The following is an 18798-nucleotide window of genomic DNA, read 5'->3' as shown; positions in this document are numbered from 1 at the left end:
TTTGCGCAGCCTTCCGGCCGGTGTCGCAGGCGGGCATTTGCTTGCCCTCTCGCCAGAAATGTGGTCGGAGTGATTCATCGTCTCATCAGCGACGGCGTCGATCCATGAACCAGACCGCCCCGGTACCAGGTAGCACCGCGTCGTCTCAGCCCTCGGCCGCGCCGCACGCGCCGGCGGCCGATGAAGTTCTTGCCGCGATCATCGCCGCACTGCCCGAACTGACGCACCACCACGCGCCGGGAAGCGCCACCTATCAGGCCCTGGCCGCCGCGGCGCGGCAGGCGGTGGTGACGCTATTTGCACAAGGCGGCAGGGACGTTCCGTTCGGGCCGTTCGGTCGGATCAGCTTCCCGTATCATGCGATGGGCGCGGTCGACTCGCTGGACCTGTTCGGACTCGACGAACTGATCCTGTTCGCGTTCTACTGGCAGAACCGCGGCACCTACCAAAAGACCGCCGATATCGGCGGCAATATCGGCCTGCACAGCCTGGTCATGGCGCGCTGCGGCTTTGCGGTCGAAACCTACGAGCCGGATCCAGAACACGTCGCGCTGCTGCAGGCCAATCTGCGCGCCAACGGCGTCACCACGGTCCACGTCAACGAAGCGGCCGTCTCGGCGCAGGCCGGCGAGGCCGAGTTCCTTCGTCTGCGCGGCAATACCACCGGCAGCCACATCGCCGGCGCCAAGCTTGATCCCTATGGTGAGATCGACCGCTTCAAGGTGCGGCTCGAGGCCTTCGCCAGGATCGCCGCCGCCGTCGATTTCGCCAAGATCGACGCCGAGGGCCACGAGGCGGTGATCATCACCTCGCTGCCGGCCGCGCGGTGGGACAGCCTCGACGTCATGCTGGAGATCGGCAGCGACGCCAACGCCGCGGCGATCTTCGACTACGCGACCCAGGCGGGCGTCCGGCTGTTCACCCAGAAGACTGGCTGGCGCAAGGCGGAGTCGCTGGCGGATCTGCCGACGTCGTACAAGCAGGGCAGCGCCTTCCTGACGCGCAAGGACGCGATGCCGGGCCTGTCGCTCGCGTAGCCGCCGCAGCCCGCTGAGCTGTCCTGAATGGTCGGCCCGGGCCCCTCGTAGAATGCCGAGGGCGGCTGCGCGGATAGCGTGAGGAGGACCGGCGCGCGCTCGTTTATGTCTGTGGATGTCTGTGCGTTGCCAGTTGATTGCGATTCAGTCATTAGTGACGAATCAAGCGCATCTTGGGCGCCTGGGGCACAGATGATGAACTCGCGCAAGACGCAGGCCCGGGAGTCGGACTCCCACGAGTCCTCGGGTGATATCCAGACGGATGTCGCCGCGAGCCCGCTGGTGTCGCGCAAGCAGATGCTCGGCTATTTCGACGTGCTCCGCAACGCGCTGGCCGCCACCCAGGTTTCGAACCGCGACGGTCATACTTTCGGTCAGGAAGTCGCAGCTTCGCTGGTGATCGCCTGGGCGCGCGAGGCGCATGCCGAAGGTCGCAAGCTGATCTTCATCGGCAACGGCGGCAGCGCCGCGATCGCCAGCCATATGGCCGTCGATTACTCCAAGAACGGCGGATTACGCGCGGTCTGTCTCAACGACGGTGCGATGCTGACCTGCCTCGGCAACGATCTCGGCTACGAGCAGGTGTTCGCGAAGCAGATCGATCTGTTCGCTCAGCCCGGCGATCTTGTGATCGCGATCTCGAGCTCTGGACGCTCGCCGAATATCCTCAATGCGGTCGCGGTGGCGGAGCAGCGTGGTTGCCGCATCGTGACGCTGAGCGGCTTTGCGGCGGACAACCCGCTGCGCAGCCAGGGCGACATCAATTTCTATCTGGCTTCCGACCAATATGGCTTCGTGGAGATCGGTCATCTGACGCTGTGCCACGCGATCCTCGATTTTGCCTGCGGCCAGCGCGTTCCGTTGCCGGCGGCCGGCTGATCGCGTCGCGCGGCCCTACCAGCGCGTGCAGAAATGCGTGTATCTCTGGAAACATAGACAGCAGTGATTCGTGGACGCGGCACAGCCGTGTCCCGGTGTGGCGTTTTGCGTAGCGACCTTGCGTAGCGACTGGTGGCGGAGCCGGGTGTCCCGGTCCGGCCGCGGCCCGACACATCTGCTCTTGAATGATCTCGTTAGGATGATGCGATGAAGATCCTGGTGACCGGCGCCTGCGGCTATGTCGGGACCACGCTGGTGCCGAAATTGCTCGCGCGCGGCGACGAGGTGGTGGCGCTGGACATCATGTGGTTCGGCAACGACCTGCCGCAGCATCCGGCGCTGACGGTGGTGCGCGGCGACGTTCGCGACGCCAAATCGATCCCGCTGGACGGCATCGATGCGATCATTCATCTGGCCTCGGTCGCCAACGATCCGTGCGGCGATCTCAATCCCAAGCTGACCTGGGAGATCAGCGCGCTCGCCACCATGCAGCTCGCCGACCGCGCAGCGCGCGAAGGCATCGAGCGCTTCATCTACGCGTCGTCCGGCAGCGTCTACGGCATCAAGGACGAGGAGCACGTCACCGAGGATCTGACGCTGGAGCCGATCTCGGAATACAACAAGACCAAGATGGTCGCCGAGCGGGTGATGCTCAGCTACGGCGGCGACATGGCGGTGCAGATCGTGCGCCCCGCGACCGTGTGCGGTCCATCGCCGCGGATGCGACTCGACGTCTCGGTCAACATGCTGACCATGCAGGCGCTGACCAACGGCGAGATCACCGTGTTCGGCGGCAATCAGGTCCGCCCCAACATCCATATCGACGACATCACCGATCTCTACGTGATGCTGCTGGATCGGCCCGAACTGCGCGGCATCTACAATGCCGGCTTCGAGAACATCTCGATCCTCGACATCGCCCGGATGGTCGACGCGCAGGTGCCGACCAAGATCACGGTGACGGAGTCGAATGATCCGCGCTCGTACCGGATCAACTCCGACAAGCTGCTCGCGACCGGCTTCAAGCCGAAGAAGACGGTGAACGACGCGATCCGCGAGATCATCGTCAAGTTCCAGCGCGGCGAACTGAAGAACGAGGATCGCGCCTACAATCTGCGCTGGATGCAGCGGAGCATCGGGGCGTGACCGGACCGATCCCTGCGTCGTCGCCCGATGCGAAGGCCGGCGCGGCGTTCGGAAAGGTTCTGGTGCTCGGCAGCAACTCCTTCACCGGCGCCGAGATGGTGCGCGATCTGCTGGATCACGGCATGGAGGTCGTCGGCGTCAGCCGCTCGCCGGAGCCGCACGAGGCGTTCCTGCCGTATCGCTGGACCGATACGTCGCGCTTCCGGTTTCGTCAGCTCGACCTCAACCACGACCTCGACGCGCTGATGACGCTGATCGAGGCCGAGCGGTTTCCCTGCATCATCAACTTCGCCGCGCAGAGCATGGTCGGCGAGAGCTGGGCCAACCCCGATCACTGGTTCATGACCAACGTGGTCTCCACCGTGCGATTGCACGAGCGCCTGCGGCACTGCGATTTTCTCGATCGCTACGTCCACGTCACGACGCCCGAAGTCTACGGCGGCGCGACCGGAACACTGACCGAGGATGCGCCGTTCGATCCGTCGACGCCGTACGCGGTGTCGCGCGCGGCCGGCGACATGAGCCTGCGTTCGTACTTCCGCGCCTACGGCTTCCCGGTGCTGTACACCCGCGCCGCCAATGTGTACGGCCCCGGACAGCGGCTGTACCGCATCGTGCCGCGCACCATCCTGTTCATCCGTCTCGGCCGCAAGCTCCAGTTGCACGGCGGCGGCACCTCGGAGCGCTCGTTCATCGCCGCCTCCGACGTCGCCGACGCGACGCGGCGGATCGCCGCGAATGGCACGCTCGGCGAGACCTATCACATCTCGACCGACCGCATCGTCACCATCCGCGAACTGGTGGAGATGATCTGCGCCCGCATGGGCGTCGCCTTCGCGGATCACGTCGAGATCGTCGGCGACCGGCTCGGCAAGGACGCCGCCTACAAGCTCGACAGCGGCAAGATCCGCCGCCAACTCGGCTGGCGCGACCAGGTCTCGCTGGAGCAGGGCATCGACCAGACCATCGCCTGGGTCGATCGCTGGCTCGACGTGCTCAAGACGCAACCCTTCGACTATCAGCACAAGCCGTGAGGCCGGGAATGGGCCAGGAAATCGATCTGCTCGTCAACTATCCGCGCACCAAGCGCAATGTCGACGAGCGTGGCCAGACCAAGTCGGAAGAGGATCGCGCCGTCGCACGAAAGTTCGGCCAGGACTTTTTCGACGGCGACCGCCGCCACGGCTATGGCGGCTTCAACTACATGCCGCGGTTCTGGCAGCCGGTGATCCCGACGTTCCAGTCGCATTTCGGCCTCGACGCGTCGTCCTCCGTGCTCGACGTTGGCTGCGCCAAGGGCTTCATGCTGCACGACATGGCCGAACTGATCCCCGGCATCACCGTCAAGGGCGTCGATATTTCGGAGTATGCGATCACGCACGCGATCGACGACATGAAGCCGCATGTCAGCGTCGCCAGCGCGACGAAGCTGCCGTTCGCCGACAAGTCGTTCGACGTGGTGATCTCGATCAACACCGTGCACAACCTCGTCCGCGACGACTGCGCGACCGCGCTGCGCGAGATCGAGCGGGTGGCGCGCGGGGGTGCGTTCATCACCGTCGATGCCTATCGCGACGACGAGGAAAAGCGCCGGATGATGGCGTGGAATCTCACGGCGCAGACCATCATGCATGTCGACGAGTGGAAGGCGTTCTTCGCCGAGATCGGCTACACCGGCGATTACTACTGGTTCATCCCATGACGGCCGAGACGTCGCGCCGCCTGCTGTTCGACATGCTGCGGATCCGCAGCGTGGAGGAGACCATCGCGGCGCGCTACGGCGAGCAGAAAATGCGCTGCCCGACGCATCTGTCGGTCGGACAGGAGGCCGTCGCGGCCGCCGCCGGCGTGGTGCTTGAAAAGACCGATCTGGCCGTCAGCGGCCATCGCGCCCACGCGCACTATCTGGCCAAAGGCGGATCGCTGAAGGCGATGATCGCCGAGATCTACGGCAAGGTCACCGGCTGCGCCCGCGGCAAGGGCGGCTCGATGCATCTGATCGACGAGAGCGTCGGCTTCATGGGCTCGACCGCGATCGTCGGCGGCACCGTGCCAGTCGGCGTCGGTCTGTCCTATCCGATGAAGCTGAACAACACCGGGCAGATCGCCTGCGTGTTCCTCGGCGACGCGGTGCCGGAAACCGGCGTGTTCTTCGAGTCGGTGAACTTCGCCGTCGTGAAGCAGCTGCCGGTGCTGTTCCTGTGCGAGAACAACGGCTACTCGGTGTATTCGCCGCTCGGCGTGCGACAGCCGCCGGGCCGCAAGCTCTATGAACTCGTCGCCGGGTTCGGCCTGACCACCCATCATGGCGACGGCAACGACGCGCGCGCGGTGTATGCCGCGCTGAGCGAGGGCGTTGCGGCAATCCGGGCCGGCGAGGGACCGCGGTTCTACGAATTCGAGACCTATCGCTGGCGCGAACATTGCGGGCCGAACTACGACAACGACATCGGCTATCGCAGTGTCGCCGAATACGACGCGTGGAAGCTGCGCGATCCGGTGCCGGCGCTGCAGCGCGCGCTGATCGCCGAGGGCGTGATCGGCGACGCCGATGTCGCGGCGATGCAGGCGACGATCGACGCCGAAATCGCCGAGGCGTTCGCCTTCGCCGAAGCCTCGCCGTTCCCGCCGGCCGAAGACGCCTTCGCCGACGTCTATGCGGCGGCGGGCTGAGGAGGGCGCGATGGCAACCAGCTTCGCCGCCGCGATCCGGGATGGGCTCGCCACCGCGCTCGCCGCCGATCCCGGCGTGATCTGCTTCGGGCTCGGCACCGACGATCCCAAGGGCGTGTTCGGCACTACGCTGGATCTGCACAAGCAGTTCGGCTCCGACCGCGTGTTCGACATGCCGACCTCGGAAGCGGCGATGACCGGCTTTGCGATCGGCGCGGCGCTGAACGGGATGCGGCCGGTGCTGACGCATCAGCGGCTCGACTTCGCGCTGCTGTCGCTCGATCAGCTCGTCAACAACGCCGCCAAGTGGCGCTTCATGTTCGGCGGCCGGCGCGGCGTGCCGATCACCATCCGGATGATCATCGGCCGCGGCTGGGGCCAGGGGCCTACACATTCGCAGAGCCTGCAATCCTGGTTCGCCCACATTCCCGGCCTTAAAGTAGTAATGCCGACCACGGCCGCGGACGCCAAGACGCTGCTGCTCGGGTCGATCTTCGACGACGATCCGGTGATCTTCCTCGAGCATCGCTGGCTGCACAACATGCAGGGTGACGTGCCCGCCGGCGACGTCCGCGAGCCGCTCGGCAAAGCGCGCGTGGTCCGCAGCGGCGACGCGGTGACGATCGTGGCGATGAGCTACATGACGGTCGAGGCGCTGCACGCGGCCGATCATCTCGCCGCGCAGGGCATCGCCTGCGAGCTGATCGATCTGCGCAGCATCCGGCCGCTCGACTGGCCCACCGTGATTGCCTCGGTGCAGAAGACCGGCCGGCTGCTGGCGCTCGACCCGGGGCATCTCACCGGCGGCGTCGCAGGCGAGATCGTGGCGCGGATGGCGACCGATCATTTCGCCAGCCTGAAGGCCGCGCCGCAACGCCTCGCCGCGCCGGACGTTCCGGAGGCGACCAGCCCGGCACTGACCAAGAACTATCACGTCCGCGCCGAACACATCGCCGACGCCGTCGGCCGCATGCTCGGCCGCGAGGTCGAGACCGCGTCGCTGATCGCCCAGCGCACATTCCCGCACGACGTGCCGGGCACCTGGTTCTCCGGGCCGTTCTGAGGGCGCGATGATGGCACAATCTCACCCCGTCATTGCGAGGAGCGTAGCGACGAAGCAATCCAGCTCCGAGCACGGAGCGCTGGATTGCTTCGCTTCGCTCGCAATGACGGGGAGAGGGCAGGACTCGAACCTGCGGAGCCCGTCATGTCCGTGACCTTCCGCGCCGCCGTGCTGCACGAGCTCAATCAGCCGCTGTCGATCGAAACCGTCGAGGCGCCGGCGCTGGCGGCCGGGCAGGTGCTGGTGAAGCTCGCTTACTCCGGCGTCTGCCACAGCCAGGTGATGGAAGCGCGCGGCGGCCGCGGGCCCGATCGCTATCTGCCGCATATGCTCGGCCACGAGGGCTCCGGCGTGGTCGTCGAGATCGGCGAGGGCGTCGCCAAGGTGCGGCCGGGTGATCGCGTCATCCTCGGCTGGATCAAGGGCGCGGGCGCCGACGCGCAGGGCATCCGCTACAAGGGCCGCAACGGCTATATCAATGCCGGCGCGGTGACGACCTTCAACGAATACGCGGTCGTCGCGGAAAACCGCGTGACGCCGCTGCCGCCGGGCGTGCCCATGGACGTCGCGGCGCTGTTCGGCTGCGCGCTGCCGGTCGGCGCCGGCATCGTCATCAACATTGCCAAGCCGCCGCCGGGATCGACGCTTGCGGTGTTCGGCCTCGGCGGCATCGGGCTGTCGGCGCTGATGGCCTGCAAGCTGTTCAGCTGCAAGCAGCTGATCGCCGTCGATGTCGAGCCGGCCAAGCTGGAAATGGCGCGCGAGCTCGGCGCCACCGCGGTGATCGACGCCTCGCGCAGCAATCCGGTCGAGGAGATCCGCGCGCTCACCGGCGGCCTCGGCGTCGACTTCGCGATCGAGTCCGCCGGCCTGACGCGGGTGATCGAGCAGGCGTTCGACGCCACGCGGCGGTTCGGCGGGCTGTGCGTGTTCGCGTCGCATCCCAAGAGCGACGAGAAGATCGCGCTCGATCCGTTCGAGCTGATCTGCGGCAAGCGTATCCTCGGCACCTGGGGCGGCGACAGCCGTCCGGGCCACGACATCGAGCTGCTGGCGGGACTGTATCGCGACGGCAAGCTGCCGCTGGCGTCGATGTTCACGCGCCGCTACGCGCTCACGGAGATCAACGCCGCACTCGACGATCTCGAGCACCGCCGCAGCGTGCGGCCGCTGATCGAAATCGATCCGACGCTGGGGTGACCGCGATGCTGCATCCCGAGACAGAAACCACGCTGCAGCGCATCCGGGCCGAAGCCGGGCCGGACCGCGCCATCGTGTTCGTCTCCGGCAATTTCAACATCGTGCATCCGGGCCATCTGCGTCTCTTGAAGTTCGCCGCGGAGTGCGGCGATTTCCTCGTCGTCGGCGTCGCGGCCGATCCCGGCTATGACTGGATGCTGCCGAAGGATCTGCGGCTCGAAGGCGTCAACGCGATCGGCTTCGTCAACCACGCATTCCTGCTCGACGACAGGCCGGAAGATTTCATCGCCGCGCTGAAGCCGGCCGTGGTGGTGAAGGGCAAGGAACACGAAGGGGTCGACAATCCGGAGAAGCCGGTGCTGGATGGTTACGGCGGCCGGCTGCTGTTCTCGTCCGGCGAGGTGGCGTTCTCGTCGCTCGATTTGATCCGGCGCGAGTTTCGCGAGTTCAATCCGACGTCGATCTTCAAGCCGCTCGACTATCCGCGCCGCCATCGCTTCGGCTTCGCCGATCTCAAGGCGATCCTCGGGCAGTTTCCGGCGCTGCGCGTGCTGGTGCTCGGCGATCTGATCATGGACGAGTACATCGCCTGCGATCCGCTCGGCATGTCGCAGGAGGATCCGACCATCGTGGTCACGCCGGTGCTGCGCGAATTGTTCGTCGGCGGCGCCGGCATCGTCGCCGGCCACGCCGCCGGCATGGGTTGCAAGGTCGATCTGCTCACCGTCGGCGGCAAGGATGCGATGGCCGATCTGGCGCGCGAGCGGCTGGCCTCCTATCAGGTCGACGCCACCATCCTCACCGACGAAAGCCGGCCGACCACCAACAAGCAGCGCTTCCGAGCCGGCAACAAGACGCTGCTGCGCGTCAGCCATCTCAAGCAGCACGATATCGACGCCGACCTGCAGGAAACGATGCTGGCGGCGGTGCGCGACAGGCTGGCGACGACCGACCTCGTGGTGTTCTCCGATTTCAACTATGGCTGCCTGCCGACCAAGCTGGTCGAGGCGATCAGCGCGCTGTGCCGCGAGCGGTCGATCCCGATGGTCGCCGACAGCCAGTCGTCGTCGCAGGTCGGCGACATTTCGCGCTTCAGGAACATGCTGCTGATCAAGCCGACCGAGCGCGAGGCGCGGCTGGCGCTGCGCGATTTCGACTCCGGCCTCGTCGTGCTGGTCGAGGCGTTGCGGCAGAAGGCGAAGGCCAAGAACGTCATCCTCACGCTCGCCGCCGAAGGACTTCTGGTGCATGCCGCCGCCGGCCGCGGCTCGGTGCTCACTGATCGTCTGCCGGCGTTCAACACGGCGCCGAAGGATGCCGCCGGCGCCGGCGACTCGTTCTTCGTCTGCGCGGCGCTGGCGCTCGCGGTCGGCAGCGACATCTGGCGCAGCGCGTATCTGGCGTCGATCGCCGCCGCCTGCCAGGTCGGCCGCATCGGCAACATCCCGGTGACCACCGCCGACATCATCAAGGAGCTCGACGCGTGAGCGCGCCCGCCAAGGCGCTGCTGGTCGCGGCGGGGCTCGGCACGCGGCTGGCGCCGCTCACCGACGTGCTGCCGAAATGCCTGATGCCGATCGCCGGCCGGCCGCTGCTCGGGCTGTGGCTGGAGATGCTGTACGACGCCGGCTTCAGCGAGATCGTCGTCAATCTGCATCACCACGCCGACCTGGTCAGCGACTACATCCGCCGCAGCCCGTGGGCCGACCGCGTCATCCTCGCGCCGGAAGAAACGCTGCTCGGCACCGCCGGCACGCTGCGGCGGCACCGCGAGCGTTTCGCCGAGCGACCGACGCTGTTCGCGCATGCGGACAATCTCAGCCTGTTCGATCCACGCGCTTTCCTCGCCGCCCACGCGGCGCGACCGGGCGACTGCGCGATGACGATGATGAGCTTCGTCACCGATCATCCGCAGAGCTGCGGCATCCTTTCGCTCGATGCGCAAGGCCGCGTGCTGGAGATGGACGAGAAGCCGCAGCATCCAAAAGGCAACCTCGCCAATGCGGCGGTGTATCTCGTCGAGCCCGAGGTGATCGCGTTCATCGCGGCGCTCGGCAAGCCGATCGTCGACTTTTCGACCGAGGTGCTGCCGGCGTTCATGGGCCGGATCGGCTCGTTCCATAACGGTAGCTATCACCGCGACATCGGCAATCCATCGAGCCTGGCGCTGGCGCAGCTCGACTATCCGCTGGCGGCGACCCGGTTTGCAGCCTCTCCCCGTCATTGCGAGGAGGCGCTGCCGACGAAGCAATCCAGCCCGATGCAGGGGACTCTCGATTGCTTCGCTTCGCTCGCAATGACGGAAGCTAACGATCCCTGGTTCGGTCTGATGACCGACAACGATAATGCCCTCGCCAAAGCCTTCGCGCAGGCCGCGGCGAAGACTTACAGCAACGACGGAGCGCGCTAGATGCCGGGCAGCGTGATCATCGCGGCGATCTCCAGCGACATCGGCGTCAAGCTGGCGCAGCTCTATCGCGCGCAGGGCGTTGAGGTGATCGGCACCTATCGGTCGAGCGACAATCTCGCCGAGCTGAAGGCCGATGCCGGCATTCATCTGGTGCCTTGCGACCTGACCGATGCCGCGAGCGTCCGCAGCGCGGCGGCGCAGATCGCGGCGTTCGGCAATCCGTGGGAGCGGCTGATCAGCGCCGCCGGGCAGCTGTCGCCGATCGGCGATTTTTTCGGCCGTGATTTCGACGAGTGGGCCGCGTCGCTGTCGCTGAACTCCGTCGCGCAGATGCGGCTGCTGCATGCGCTGTATCCGCATCGCGATCAGTCGTCGGCCGCCAAGGTCGCGTTCCTGGTCGGCGGCGGCATCAACGGGCCGTTCCGCAACTACTCGGCCTACTGCCTCGGCAAGGTGATGCTGGTGAAGCTGTGCGAGCTGCTCGACGATGAGTATGCCGACGTGCACGCGATCGCGGTCGGCACCGGCTGGGTCAATACCAAGATCCATCGCCAGACCGTCGAGGCCGGCGATGACGCCGGCATCAATCTGCGCCGCACGCTGGAGTTTCTCGACAGCGGCCAGCAGGGCACGACGATCGAGGACATCTTCGGCTGCATCGAATGGGCTTTCGCGGCCGGCCGCGCCGCCACCGGCGGCCGCAATTTCTCGGTCGTGCACGATAGCTGGCGCGATGGCGGTGCGGCGCTGACTGCGCGGCTGGCGGCCGATCCCAACATCTACAAGCTGCGGCGGCACGGCAATTGAACGTCGCCGTCTGCGCCAGGAGGTTCGCGTGAAGCTCTCCGACTACGTCATCGATTTTCTCGCGCGGCGCGACGTCACCCATGTGTTCGGCATCTCCGGCGGCGCCGCGGTGCATCTGTTCGACTCGGCGGCGAAGCATCCCGACGTCACGCCGATCTTCCCGCAGCACGAGCAGGCCGCCGCGATCGCGGCCGACGGCTACGCGCGCGCCACCGGCAAGCTCGGTGTCGCGATCACCACGAGCGGTCCCGGCGCCACCAATCTGCTGACCGGCGTGTGCTGTACGTATTACGACTCGGTGCCGACGCTGATGATCACCGGCCAGGTGGCGACACATCGGCTCAAGGGCCAGAACGACGTCCGCCAGCTCGGCTTCCAGGAAACCGACGTGCCGTCGATCTTCGCCACCGTGACCAAATACGCGGTGCAGATCAGCGATCCGGCGACGATCCGCTATCATCTGGAGAAGGCCGTCTATCTTGCCTTCGAAGGCCGGCCCGGTTCGGTGCTGATCGATCTGCCCGACGATCTGCAGCGCGCCGAGATCGATCCGGACACGTTGGCGCCGTTCGTGCCTGAGGCGCAGATCGCCATCAGCGATCTCGACGCCGAGATCGCCGCGCTGCTGCCGCTGATCGCGCAGGCCAGGCGGCCCGTGCTGGTGCTCGGCGGCGGGCTGTCGACGCCGAGGATCGGCGCGGCGCTCGATCAGTTGATCGATCGGCTCGGCATGCCGGTGCTGACGACGTGGGCGGCGACTGATCTGATCGCGCACGCGCATCCGTTGCGCGTCGGGCCGTTCGGCGTGTACGGGCCGCGGCTCGGCAACTTCGCGATCCAGAACGCCGATTTGATTCTGTGCCTCGGCAGCCGGCTGTCGCAGAACGTCACCGGCGGCATCCTGCCGTCGTTCGCGCGCGAGGCGACGATCGTGATGGTCGATGCCAGCCGCGGCGAGATGGACAAGTTCGACAGCCGTGGCATCCGCATCGCCACGCGCATCGCGGCGCGGCTCGATGACTTCGTGCCGAAGCTGCTCGGCGCGCTCGAGGCGGCGCCGCCGCGCGCGGAGTGGCTTGCGAAGATCGCGCATTGGCGCAGCGCGTTGCCGGACGATCGGCCGGGGCCGGCCGGCGCCAATGCGGGCCATGTCGATGCCTACGACTTCGTCGACAAGCTCAGCGACGCCACGCCGAGCGACGAGCTGATCTATGTCGACACCGGCGGCAATCTGACCTGGACCTGCAACGGCTTCCGCATCCAGCGCGGCCAGCGGCTGATCTCGGACTGGAACAACACCGCGATGGGCTACGCGCTGCCGGCCGCGATCGGAGCGGCCGTGCAGGCCAAGGGCGGCGTGACGTGTATCATCGGTGACGGCGGCTTGATGCTGACGCTCGGCGAGATGGCGCTGCTGGCGCGGCACCGGCTGCCGCTGCGGCTGTTCCTGTTCAACAATCACGGCCACGGCATCCAGAAGCAGACGCTGGAGACCTGGCTCGACGGCAACTACGTCGGCGTCGATGCGCCGAGCGGATTGTCGTTCGTCGATTTCGCCAAGGTGGCCGAGGCGATGGACCTGCCGGTCGTCACCATCAGCCGCAGCGGCGACATCGCCGCGCAGCTCGCGGACGTCTATGCGCGCAGGGGACCGGTGTTCTGCAATGTCGAGATCAACCCGGCGCAGAAGCTGTTTCCGGTGCTGAAATTCGGCGCGCCGCTGGAGAGCCAGCTGCCGTCGATCGACGACGCCCTGATCGCGCGCGAGATGATCGTTGCGCCGTTCAAGCCCGGCGCGCCGCCGAGCCAGAGCGGCGGGGCGGGGGTGTGACCCGGGGGCTGCCGATCGGACTCCTTCTCCAACCCTGCGGCGCTTACCACATGTACTGAGTCCTCATCCTGCGGAGCCCGGCGAAGCCGGGCGTCTCGAAGGATGGGGCCACGCATCCCCCGCGGCCCATGGTTCGAGACGGCGCTGCGCACCTCCGCACCATGAGGTTGTTGTGTGTCGAAGTGCTGAAGACGTAGATGGCCGGGACGAGCCCGGCCATGACGACATGAAAACGATTATTCGTCGTGTCAGTTAGGAGTGTGCCGTAGCTGGCTCGTTGCTCAGGGGCTGACTCGTTGCTCAGCGTTTCCCAGTTAACACCACCTTCGCATCCGCCGGCGTGGCGCACCAGCGGTGCCACATGGTGCGGTAGGCGTCTTCGACGGCGCGGGTGTAGGCCGCCGGGCCGCAGCGCTCGACGATGAAGGCGGGCAGGCCGCGGCGGATCGAGCGGAGCTGTTCGCGATCCGGATCGAGCGCGATCGCCACATAGCGCTCCTCGTCGGTGGCGATGAATTCCGGCAGGCCGGCGGCCGCCAGGATCGCCGAACCGACGCGGCTGGCGACGGTGTTGCCGAGCTTGCTCACCACGGGCACGCCCATATGCAGCGCTTCCCAGGTCGAGACGCCGCCGGCCTGCGGGAACGGATCGAGGGCGAGATCGATGTCGCGCAGCGTCTGCAGGTGCTGCTGCCGCGAGGTCGAGCCGAGCAGGGTGATGCGATCGGCGGCGATGCCGTGGGCGGCGAACTTCTCCAGCAGCGTGTGGCGCACCGCGGGGTCGTCGATCTGGTGATCCTTCAGGATCAGCCGCGATGTCGGATTGCCGGTCATGATCCGCCCCCACACCGCGATCGCGGCGTCGGATAGTTTGCTGATGCGGTTGAGCGAGCCGTAGGTCAGATAGCCGTTGCGGTCGAACGGCAGCTCGGGCGAGCCCAGCCCGGCGGGCGGGGGCTCGATGATCACGATCGACGGCAGGTCGTAGATCGCCTCGGCATAGAACGACCGGACGTCCTTCGGCACTGCGACCGGGTCGGCGAACAGATAGTCGATCACCGGCAGTCCGGTGCCGGTGGCGTGGCCCCAGGCGGTGACCTGCACCGGCGCGGGTTTGCGCGCGAAGACACGCAGGCGGTTGCCGGCGGAGTGGCCCGAAAGGTCGACCAGAATATCGACCTTGTCGGCCCGGATGGTGTCGGTCAGGCGCGCATCGGTCCATTGCGACGAGTCGCGCCATTTGTCGGCCATCGTCTCGAACGCCTTGGTGGCCGCGTCCGGCAGCACCACGCCCGAGTAGCAGATCACTTCGACCTTGCTGCGGTCGTGGTGCTCGAAGATCGGCCGGAACGAGAACGCCGCCGAGTGCTGGCGATAGTCGGCCGAGACGTAACCGATGACGAGGCGCCGGTCCGGATCGCGATCGTTCGCGAACGGCGCCGCATGCGCCTTGTAGATCCGGGCGCCGACATGCTGCCACCAGCTCGCGCGCGCCGCCTGCTGCGAGGCGAAGTCGGCGTCGGAGCAGAAGTCCATCGAGAAGATCCGGCTGGAGATCGCCGGTTCGTAGTCCGGCCGCAACGCCAGCGCGCGGCTGTGCAGCGCGGTGGCGGTGTCGGCATCGCCGAGCGTCGCCATGCAGTTGCCCAGCAGCGTCAGCGACTGCACCGAGTTCGGCTCGATCTTCAGCAGCGCCGTGCAGGTCGCCAGCGCGCCCTCGACGTTCCGCATCTGCAGCAACAGGTCGGCGCGGGCGATGCCGGCGTCCATCGGTCGCTTGCCGATCGCCAGCGCGCGGTCGTAGCACGCCAGCGCCTCGTCGAACTGCTTCAGTTCCTTCAGCGTCGTGGCGCGATTGATGTAGGCGATGTCGTGCTGCGGATCGAGCTCGATGGCGCGCGCGTAGCTGGTCAGCGCTTCCTCGTAGCGGCCGAGCTTGTGAAGCGCATTGCCGCGGTCGTTCCACGTATCGACATGGCTCGGCAGCAGCTCGAGCGCCTTGTCGAGGCTGACGAGCGCCTCGTCAAAGCGGCCGAGCGCGATCAGCACATTGCCGCGGTTGGCGTGGGCGAAGGCGAGCGTGGGATCGAGCGCGATCGCCTTGTCGCAGGCGATCAGCGCCTCGTCGTAGCGCCTCGCGGCATTAAGCACGCTGCCGAGATCGGAATGCGCCTGCGCGGACTTCGGGTCCTCGATCAACGCGCGTTTCAGCGAGCGAATGCCGGCGTCGAGATGGCCGCTCTGATACTCGGCGAGGCCGAGGAAGTGCAGCGCCTGAAAATGGCTCGGGCTCTTCTTCAGCACCTTCTTGTAGAGCGATTTGGCCTCGTCGTATTGGCCGCCCTGATGCAGCACCCGGGCGCGCATCAGCATCAGCACCGGCTCGTAGGATTTGTCGTGAGACGAAGAGGCGGCAGAGGCCTTGGTGGGCGGCATGGCGTGTCCGAATCGGCCTGAGGAATCATGCTCTTCGGGCGATCCTACGCACCTCCGAGTCGATCGTGTAGATCGCGCTGATACTCGGGCCCCGGCGTAAATTATCCATTAACCATGATGGCCGCCGGATGGAGTCTCACCAGTCCCTTAACGGACCCACCCATTGGGCCCGATCATGGGGCCGGGAAGCTCGAATCAGCGGCATTCAGCCACCATTTCGGCGGCGCCCTTACCCAGCCCCGAGGCTTCCTATCATTGAAAAATCAGCGCTTTTTCCGTCCGGCGGGCTCTTAATTCGCTGTTAACCATATCTTAAAGACCGCTGGCCATAGTCCTGATGCTCAGGAAGAAGGTTGGCCGAGAATCGGCCGTGTTGATCCGGATCGTGCGCGAGTGCGGCCGAGGTCCCTCTCCAGAACAGGCGTCTAAACACAACCGGCAAGCGTCGCGGCAGAGCCCCGACGCAAGCAGCAGCGTACGACCGAAGTCGTCGCCCAGCGCGGATCAGGAAGGTTTGCACCATGTCTGATGTGGTTCTCTCGGCAGCGGTTCGCCAGAATCTGCTTTCGCTGCAATCGACTGCTGAATTGCTGTCGACCACCCAGAATCGGCTGGCGAGCGGCAAGAAGGTCAACACGGCGCTCGACAATCCGACGAACTTCTTCACCGCGGCCGGGCTCGACAGCCGCGCCAGCGACATCAACAACCTGCTCGACGGCATCAGCAACGGCGTCCAGATCCTGCAGGCGGCCAACACCGGCATCACTTCGCTGAACAAGCTGATCGACACCGCGAAGTCGATCGCCAATCAGGCGCTGCAGTCGAACGTCGGCTACTCCACGAAATCCAACGTCTCGGCGACCATTGCGGGCGCCACTCCGGACGATCTGCGCGGCACTCAGACCTTCGCCAGTGCGACCGCCACCAGCGCCGTGGTCAACGACGGCAGCGCCGGCGGCACCACCGGCGTCTCGCCGACCGACACGCTCGGCGGCGGCGTCGGCAGCCTCAGCGGCACCGCGATCTCCAAGGCTGTGGCGGCGGACGCCACCGCGACCGGCGCCGTGCTCTACACCGGCACCGCGACTGCGACCGCCACCAGCGCCGACCTGATCAGCTCGCTGACCAACGGTTCCACCGTGACGCCGAGCGGCCCGCAGGCCGGCGACTCGATCACGGTCAACGGCAAGACCATCACCTTCACCACCACGGGCTCGGCCAGCGCCGACAGCAACGGCAACTACACGATCGGCATCAATCAGCCGATCAGCGCGCTGCTGTCCACCGTCGACACCATCAACGGCAACACCAGCAACCCGTCGGTGATCGATGCCAACGGCCACATCCAGCTCCACACCGGCACCAACCGGGCGCTGTCGATCAGCGACTCGACGGGCGGTCTGGTGCTGGCCAAGCTCGGCTTCGGCGCCACCGTCAACGTCGCGCTCGGCACCGGCGCGGCGACTGCGATCACCGCCACCACCAAGCTGTTCAATTCGGTCGGCGGCCTCGGGCCGGCCATCGCCGACGGCACCACGCTGACGGTCAACGGCAAGTCGGTGGTGTTCAAGTCGAGCGATCCGCCGAGCGCCGCGGGTCTGCTCGCCGGTTCGGGCGTGCTCGGCAATATCGTCACGGATACGTCGGGCAACTCGACGATCTATATGGGGACGAGCAACACCTTCACCTCGGCCACCGTCGGCGACGTGCTCACCGCGATCGATCTCGCCAGCGGCGTGAAGACGGCGACCATCTCGGGTGGCGTTGCGACGTTCTCGGCCAACGGCACCCCGTCGCAATTGAACAGCGGCGTCGTGACGCTGCAGACCTCGACCGGTGCCGATCTCAGCATCACGGGTCCGGCCGACTTCCTGAACTCGCTGCGGTTGACCAGCTCGACCGGTCCAGGCCCGGCGACGATCACCGCGACCCGCACCACCAGCGCGTCCACCGTCGGCACCCTGATCCAGGACGGCTCGACGCTGAACGTCAACGGCAAGACCATCACCTTCAAGAATGCGCCGACGCCGTCGCCGTCGCTCACGCACCCCGGCGTCACCGGCCATGTCGAAACCGACGGCCTCGGCAATTCGACCGTGTTCCTGCAGGGCGGCACGATGGCCGACGTGCTGACCGCGATCGACCTCGCCACCGGCGTGCAGACCGCGAAGCTGGCGCAGGGCGGGGCAACGCTGACCACCCAGACCGGCTCGGCGAATTCGTCGCTGTCCAGCGGCTCGCTGAAGATCTCGACAGGCAGCGCTTCCGATCTGACGATCAGCGGCACCGGCAACGCCATGCTGGCGCTCGGCCTGGCCGGCAACACCGGCACCTCGACCGAGTTCAAGGCGTCACGCGCCTCCGGCAGCGGCGGCGTCGCCGGCAAGAGCCTGACCTTCACCTCGTTCAAGGGCGGCTCGCCGGTCAACATCACCTTCGGCGACGGCACCGGCGGCACGGTGAAGACGCTGGCGCAGCTCAACGCCAAGCTCGCGACCAACAACATGATCGCGCAGATCGACGCCAACGGCCTGCTGACGATCTCGTCGAACAACGACTACGCGTCGTCGACGCTCGGCTCGATCGCCGACGGCGGCGTGCTCGGCGGCACCATCACGGCGACGCTGACCTTCAGCACGCCGAACCCGCCGGTCGCCGACGTCACCTCGCAGATGGCGCGCGCCAAGCTGGTCGAGCAGTACAACAACGTCATTCAGCAGATCACCACCACGTCGCAGGACGCCTCGTTCAACGGCGTCAACCTGCTGAACGGCGATACGCTGAAGCTGGTGTTCAACGAGACCGGCAAGTCGACGCTGAACATCGTCGGCACCGCGCTCAGCCCCGCCGCGCTCGGCCTGCCGACGCTGGTGTCGGGTGTCGACTTCATCGACAACGCCGCCACCAACAAGACGCTGGCGGCGCTCAACACCGCATCGACCACGCTGCGCTCGCAGGCGTCGTCCTATGGTTCGAACCTGTCGATCGTGCAGATCCGCCAGGACTTCGCCAAGAACCTGATCAACGTGCTGCAGACCGGCTCGTCGAACCTGACGCTGGCCGATACCAACGAAGAAGCAGCGAACAGCCAGGCGCTGTCGACCCGTCAGTCGATCGCGGTCTCGGCGCTGTCGCTGGCCAACCAGTCGCAGCAGAGCGTGCTGCAATTGCTCAGGTAATCGTCGCGGTGAACCGCGAGGGCGCCGGTCGCACCCTCGCGTAACAGCCGCGATTCGTCGACCCGCAACGCCGCACTCGACTTATCCCCCGAAACACGACATTGGATCGCGACGCAAAGCCGGCGCATAACGGGCGC

The 18798-nt window shown here is 66.5% G+C and carries 14 protein-coding genes; 13 read left to right on the top strand and 1 reads right to left on the bottom strand.

Features of this window, described 5'->3' with window-relative positions; all coding sequences use genetic code 11:
• The first annotated feature begins 104 nt into the window (after positions 1-104).
• The 12 genes from ACFFJ6_RS14125 (at position 105) to ACFFJ6_RS14070 (ending at position 13046) form a co-directional block, all read left to right on the top strand.
• A complete protein-coding gene (locus ACFFJ6_RS14125; protein WP_378388727.1) occupies positions 105-1037 on the top strand; it encodes an FkbM family methyltransferase in 933 nt (310 codons plus the stop codon).
• 192 nt (positions 1038-1229) lie between these two features.
• A complete protein-coding gene (locus tag ACFFJ6_RS14120) occupies positions 1230-1916 on the top strand; it encodes an SIS domain-containing protein (protein ID WP_378388725.1) in 687 nt (228 codons plus the stop codon).
• A gap of 207 nt (positions 1917-2123) precedes the next feature.
• Positions 2124-3062: an NAD-dependent epimerase/dehydratase family protein gene (locus ACFFJ6_RS14115; RefSeq protein ID WP_378388723.1), complete on the top strand. Its 939-nt coding sequence runs from the start codon at positions 2124-2126 to the stop codon at positions 3060-3062.
• Complete coding sequence (locus ACFFJ6_RS14110) at positions 3059-4096, top strand: GDP-mannose 4,6-dehydratase (protein WP_378388721.1); 1038 nt, start codon at positions 3059-3061, stop codon at positions 4094-4096. The genes ACFFJ6_RS14115 and ACFFJ6_RS14110 overlap by 4 nt, the downstream gene beginning before the upstream one ends.
• Positions 4097-4104: 8 nt before the next feature.
• A complete protein-coding gene (locus ACFFJ6_RS14105; RefSeq protein WP_378388719.1) occupies positions 4105-4764 on the top strand; it encodes a class I SAM-dependent methyltransferase in 660 nt (219 codons plus the stop codon).
• Positions 4761-5735, top strand: coding sequence for a thiamine pyrophosphate-dependent dehydrogenase E1 component subunit alpha (locus ACFFJ6_RS14100; protein ID WP_378388717.1), 975 nt, complete (start codon positions 4761-4763; stop codon positions 5733-5735). The genes ACFFJ6_RS14105 and ACFFJ6_RS14100 overlap by 4 nt, the downstream gene beginning before the upstream one ends.
• A gap of 10 nt (positions 5736-5745) precedes the next feature.
• Positions 5746-6798 carry an alpha-ketoacid dehydrogenase subunit beta gene (locus tag ACFFJ6_RS14095; RefSeq protein ID WP_378388715.1) on the top strand — a complete coding sequence of 351 codons (1053 nt, stop codon included), beginning with the start codon at positions 5746-5748 and terminating at the stop codon, positions 6796-6798.
• Positions 6799-6942: 144 nt separating this feature from the next.
• Entirely contained in the window at positions 6943-7998 is a 1056-nt protein-coding gene (locus ACFFJ6_RS14090; protein WP_378388713.1) for a zinc-binding dehydrogenase, read from the top strand.
• Positions 7999-8003: 5 nt separating this feature from the next.
• On the top strand, positions 8004-9485 hold the full coding sequence (locus ACFFJ6_RS14085; protein ID WP_378388711.1) for a PfkB family carbohydrate kinase: 1482 nt from the start codon (positions 8004-8006) through the stop codon (positions 9483-9485).
• Entirely contained in the window at positions 9482-10408 is a 927-nt protein-coding gene (locus tag ACFFJ6_RS14080; RefSeq protein WP_378388709.1) for a nucleotidyltransferase family protein, read from the top strand. The genes ACFFJ6_RS14085 and ACFFJ6_RS14080 overlap by 4 nt, the downstream gene beginning before the upstream one ends.
• A complete protein-coding gene (locus ACFFJ6_RS14075; protein WP_378388707.1) occupies positions 10409-11215 on the top strand; it encodes an SDR family NAD(P)-dependent oxidoreductase in 807 nt (268 codons plus the stop codon).
• A gap of 28 nt (positions 11216-11243) precedes the next feature.
• Positions 11244-13046 carry a thiamine pyrophosphate-binding protein gene (locus ACFFJ6_RS14070; RefSeq protein WP_378388705.1) on the top strand — a complete coding sequence of 601 codons (1803 nt, stop codon included), beginning with the start codon at positions 11244-11246 and terminating at the stop codon, positions 13044-13046.
• Between the two features lie 300 nt (positions 13047-13346).
• Here ACFFJ6_RS14070 and ACFFJ6_RS14065 read toward each other — a convergent pair whose 3' ends face one another.
• A complete protein-coding gene (locus ACFFJ6_RS14065) occupies positions 13347-15482 on the bottom strand; it encodes a tetratricopeptide repeat protein (RefSeq protein ID WP_378388703.1) in 2136 nt (711 codons plus the stop codon).
• A 521-nt stretch (positions 15483-16003) separates the two neighbouring features.
• Here ACFFJ6_RS14065 and ACFFJ6_RS14060 point away from each other — a divergent pair.
• Complete coding sequence (locus tag ACFFJ6_RS14060; RefSeq protein ID WP_378388701.1) at positions 16004-18661, top strand: DUF1522 domain-containing protein; 2658 nt, start codon at positions 16004-16006, stop codon at positions 18659-18661.
• Positions 18662-18798: the final 137 nt, after the last annotated feature.

It is taken from the genome of Rhodopseudomonas telluris (genome assembly GCF_042432815.1).
Classification (GTDB): Bacteria; Pseudomonadota; Alphaproteobacteria; order Rhizobiales; family Xanthobacteraceae; genus Rhodopseudomonas; species Rhodopseudomonas telluris.
This window is presented reverse-complemented; position numbering and strand designations above follow the sequence as displayed.

Excerpts from the sequence above, each read along its gene's own strand:
- ACFFJ6_RS14125 (WP_378388727.1), top strand. The coding sequence starts at position 105 with ATGAACCAGACCGCCCCGGTACCAGGTAGCACCGCGTCGTCTCAGCCC.
- ACFFJ6_RS14120 (WP_378388725.1), top strand. The coding sequence starts at position 1,230 with ATGATGAACTCGCGCAAGACGCAGGCCCGGGAGTCGGACTCCCACGAG.
- ACFFJ6_RS14115 (WP_378388723.1), top strand. The coding sequence starts at position 2,124 with ATGAAGATCCTGGTGACCGGCGCCTGCGGCTATGTCGGGACCACGCTG.
- ACFFJ6_RS14105 (WP_378388719.1), top strand. The coding sequence starts at position 4,105 with ATGGGCCAGGAAATCGATCTGCTCGTCAACTATCCGCGCACCAAGCGC.
- ACFFJ6_RS14100 (WP_378388717.1), top strand. The coding sequence starts at position 4,761 with ATGACGGCCGAGACGTCGCGCCGCCTGCTGTTCGACATGCTGCGGATC.
- ACFFJ6_RS14095 (WP_378388715.1), top strand. The coding sequence starts at position 5,746 with ATGGCAACCAGCTTCGCCGCCGCGATCCGGGATGGGCTCGCCACCGCG.
- ACFFJ6_RS14090 (WP_378388713.1), top strand. The coding sequence starts at position 6,943 with ATGTCCGTGACCTTCCGCGCCGCCGTGCTGCACGAGCTCAATCAGCCG.
- ACFFJ6_RS14085 (WP_378388711.1), top strand. The coding sequence starts at position 8,004 with ATGCTGCATCCCGAGACAGAAACCACGCTGCAGCGCATCCGGGCCGAA.
- ACFFJ6_RS14075 (WP_378388707.1), top strand. The coding sequence starts at position 10,409 with ATGCCGGGCAGCGTGATCATCGCGGCGATCTCCAGCGACATCGGCGTC.
- ACFFJ6_RS14065 (WP_378388703.1), bottom strand. The coding sequence starts at position 15,482 with ATGCCGCCCACCAAGGCCTCTGCCGCCTCTTCGTCTCACGACAAATCC.
- ACFFJ6_RS14060 (WP_378388701.1), top strand. The coding sequence starts at position 16,004 with ATGTCTGATGTGGTTCTCTCGGCAGCGGTTCGCCAGAATCTGCTTTCG.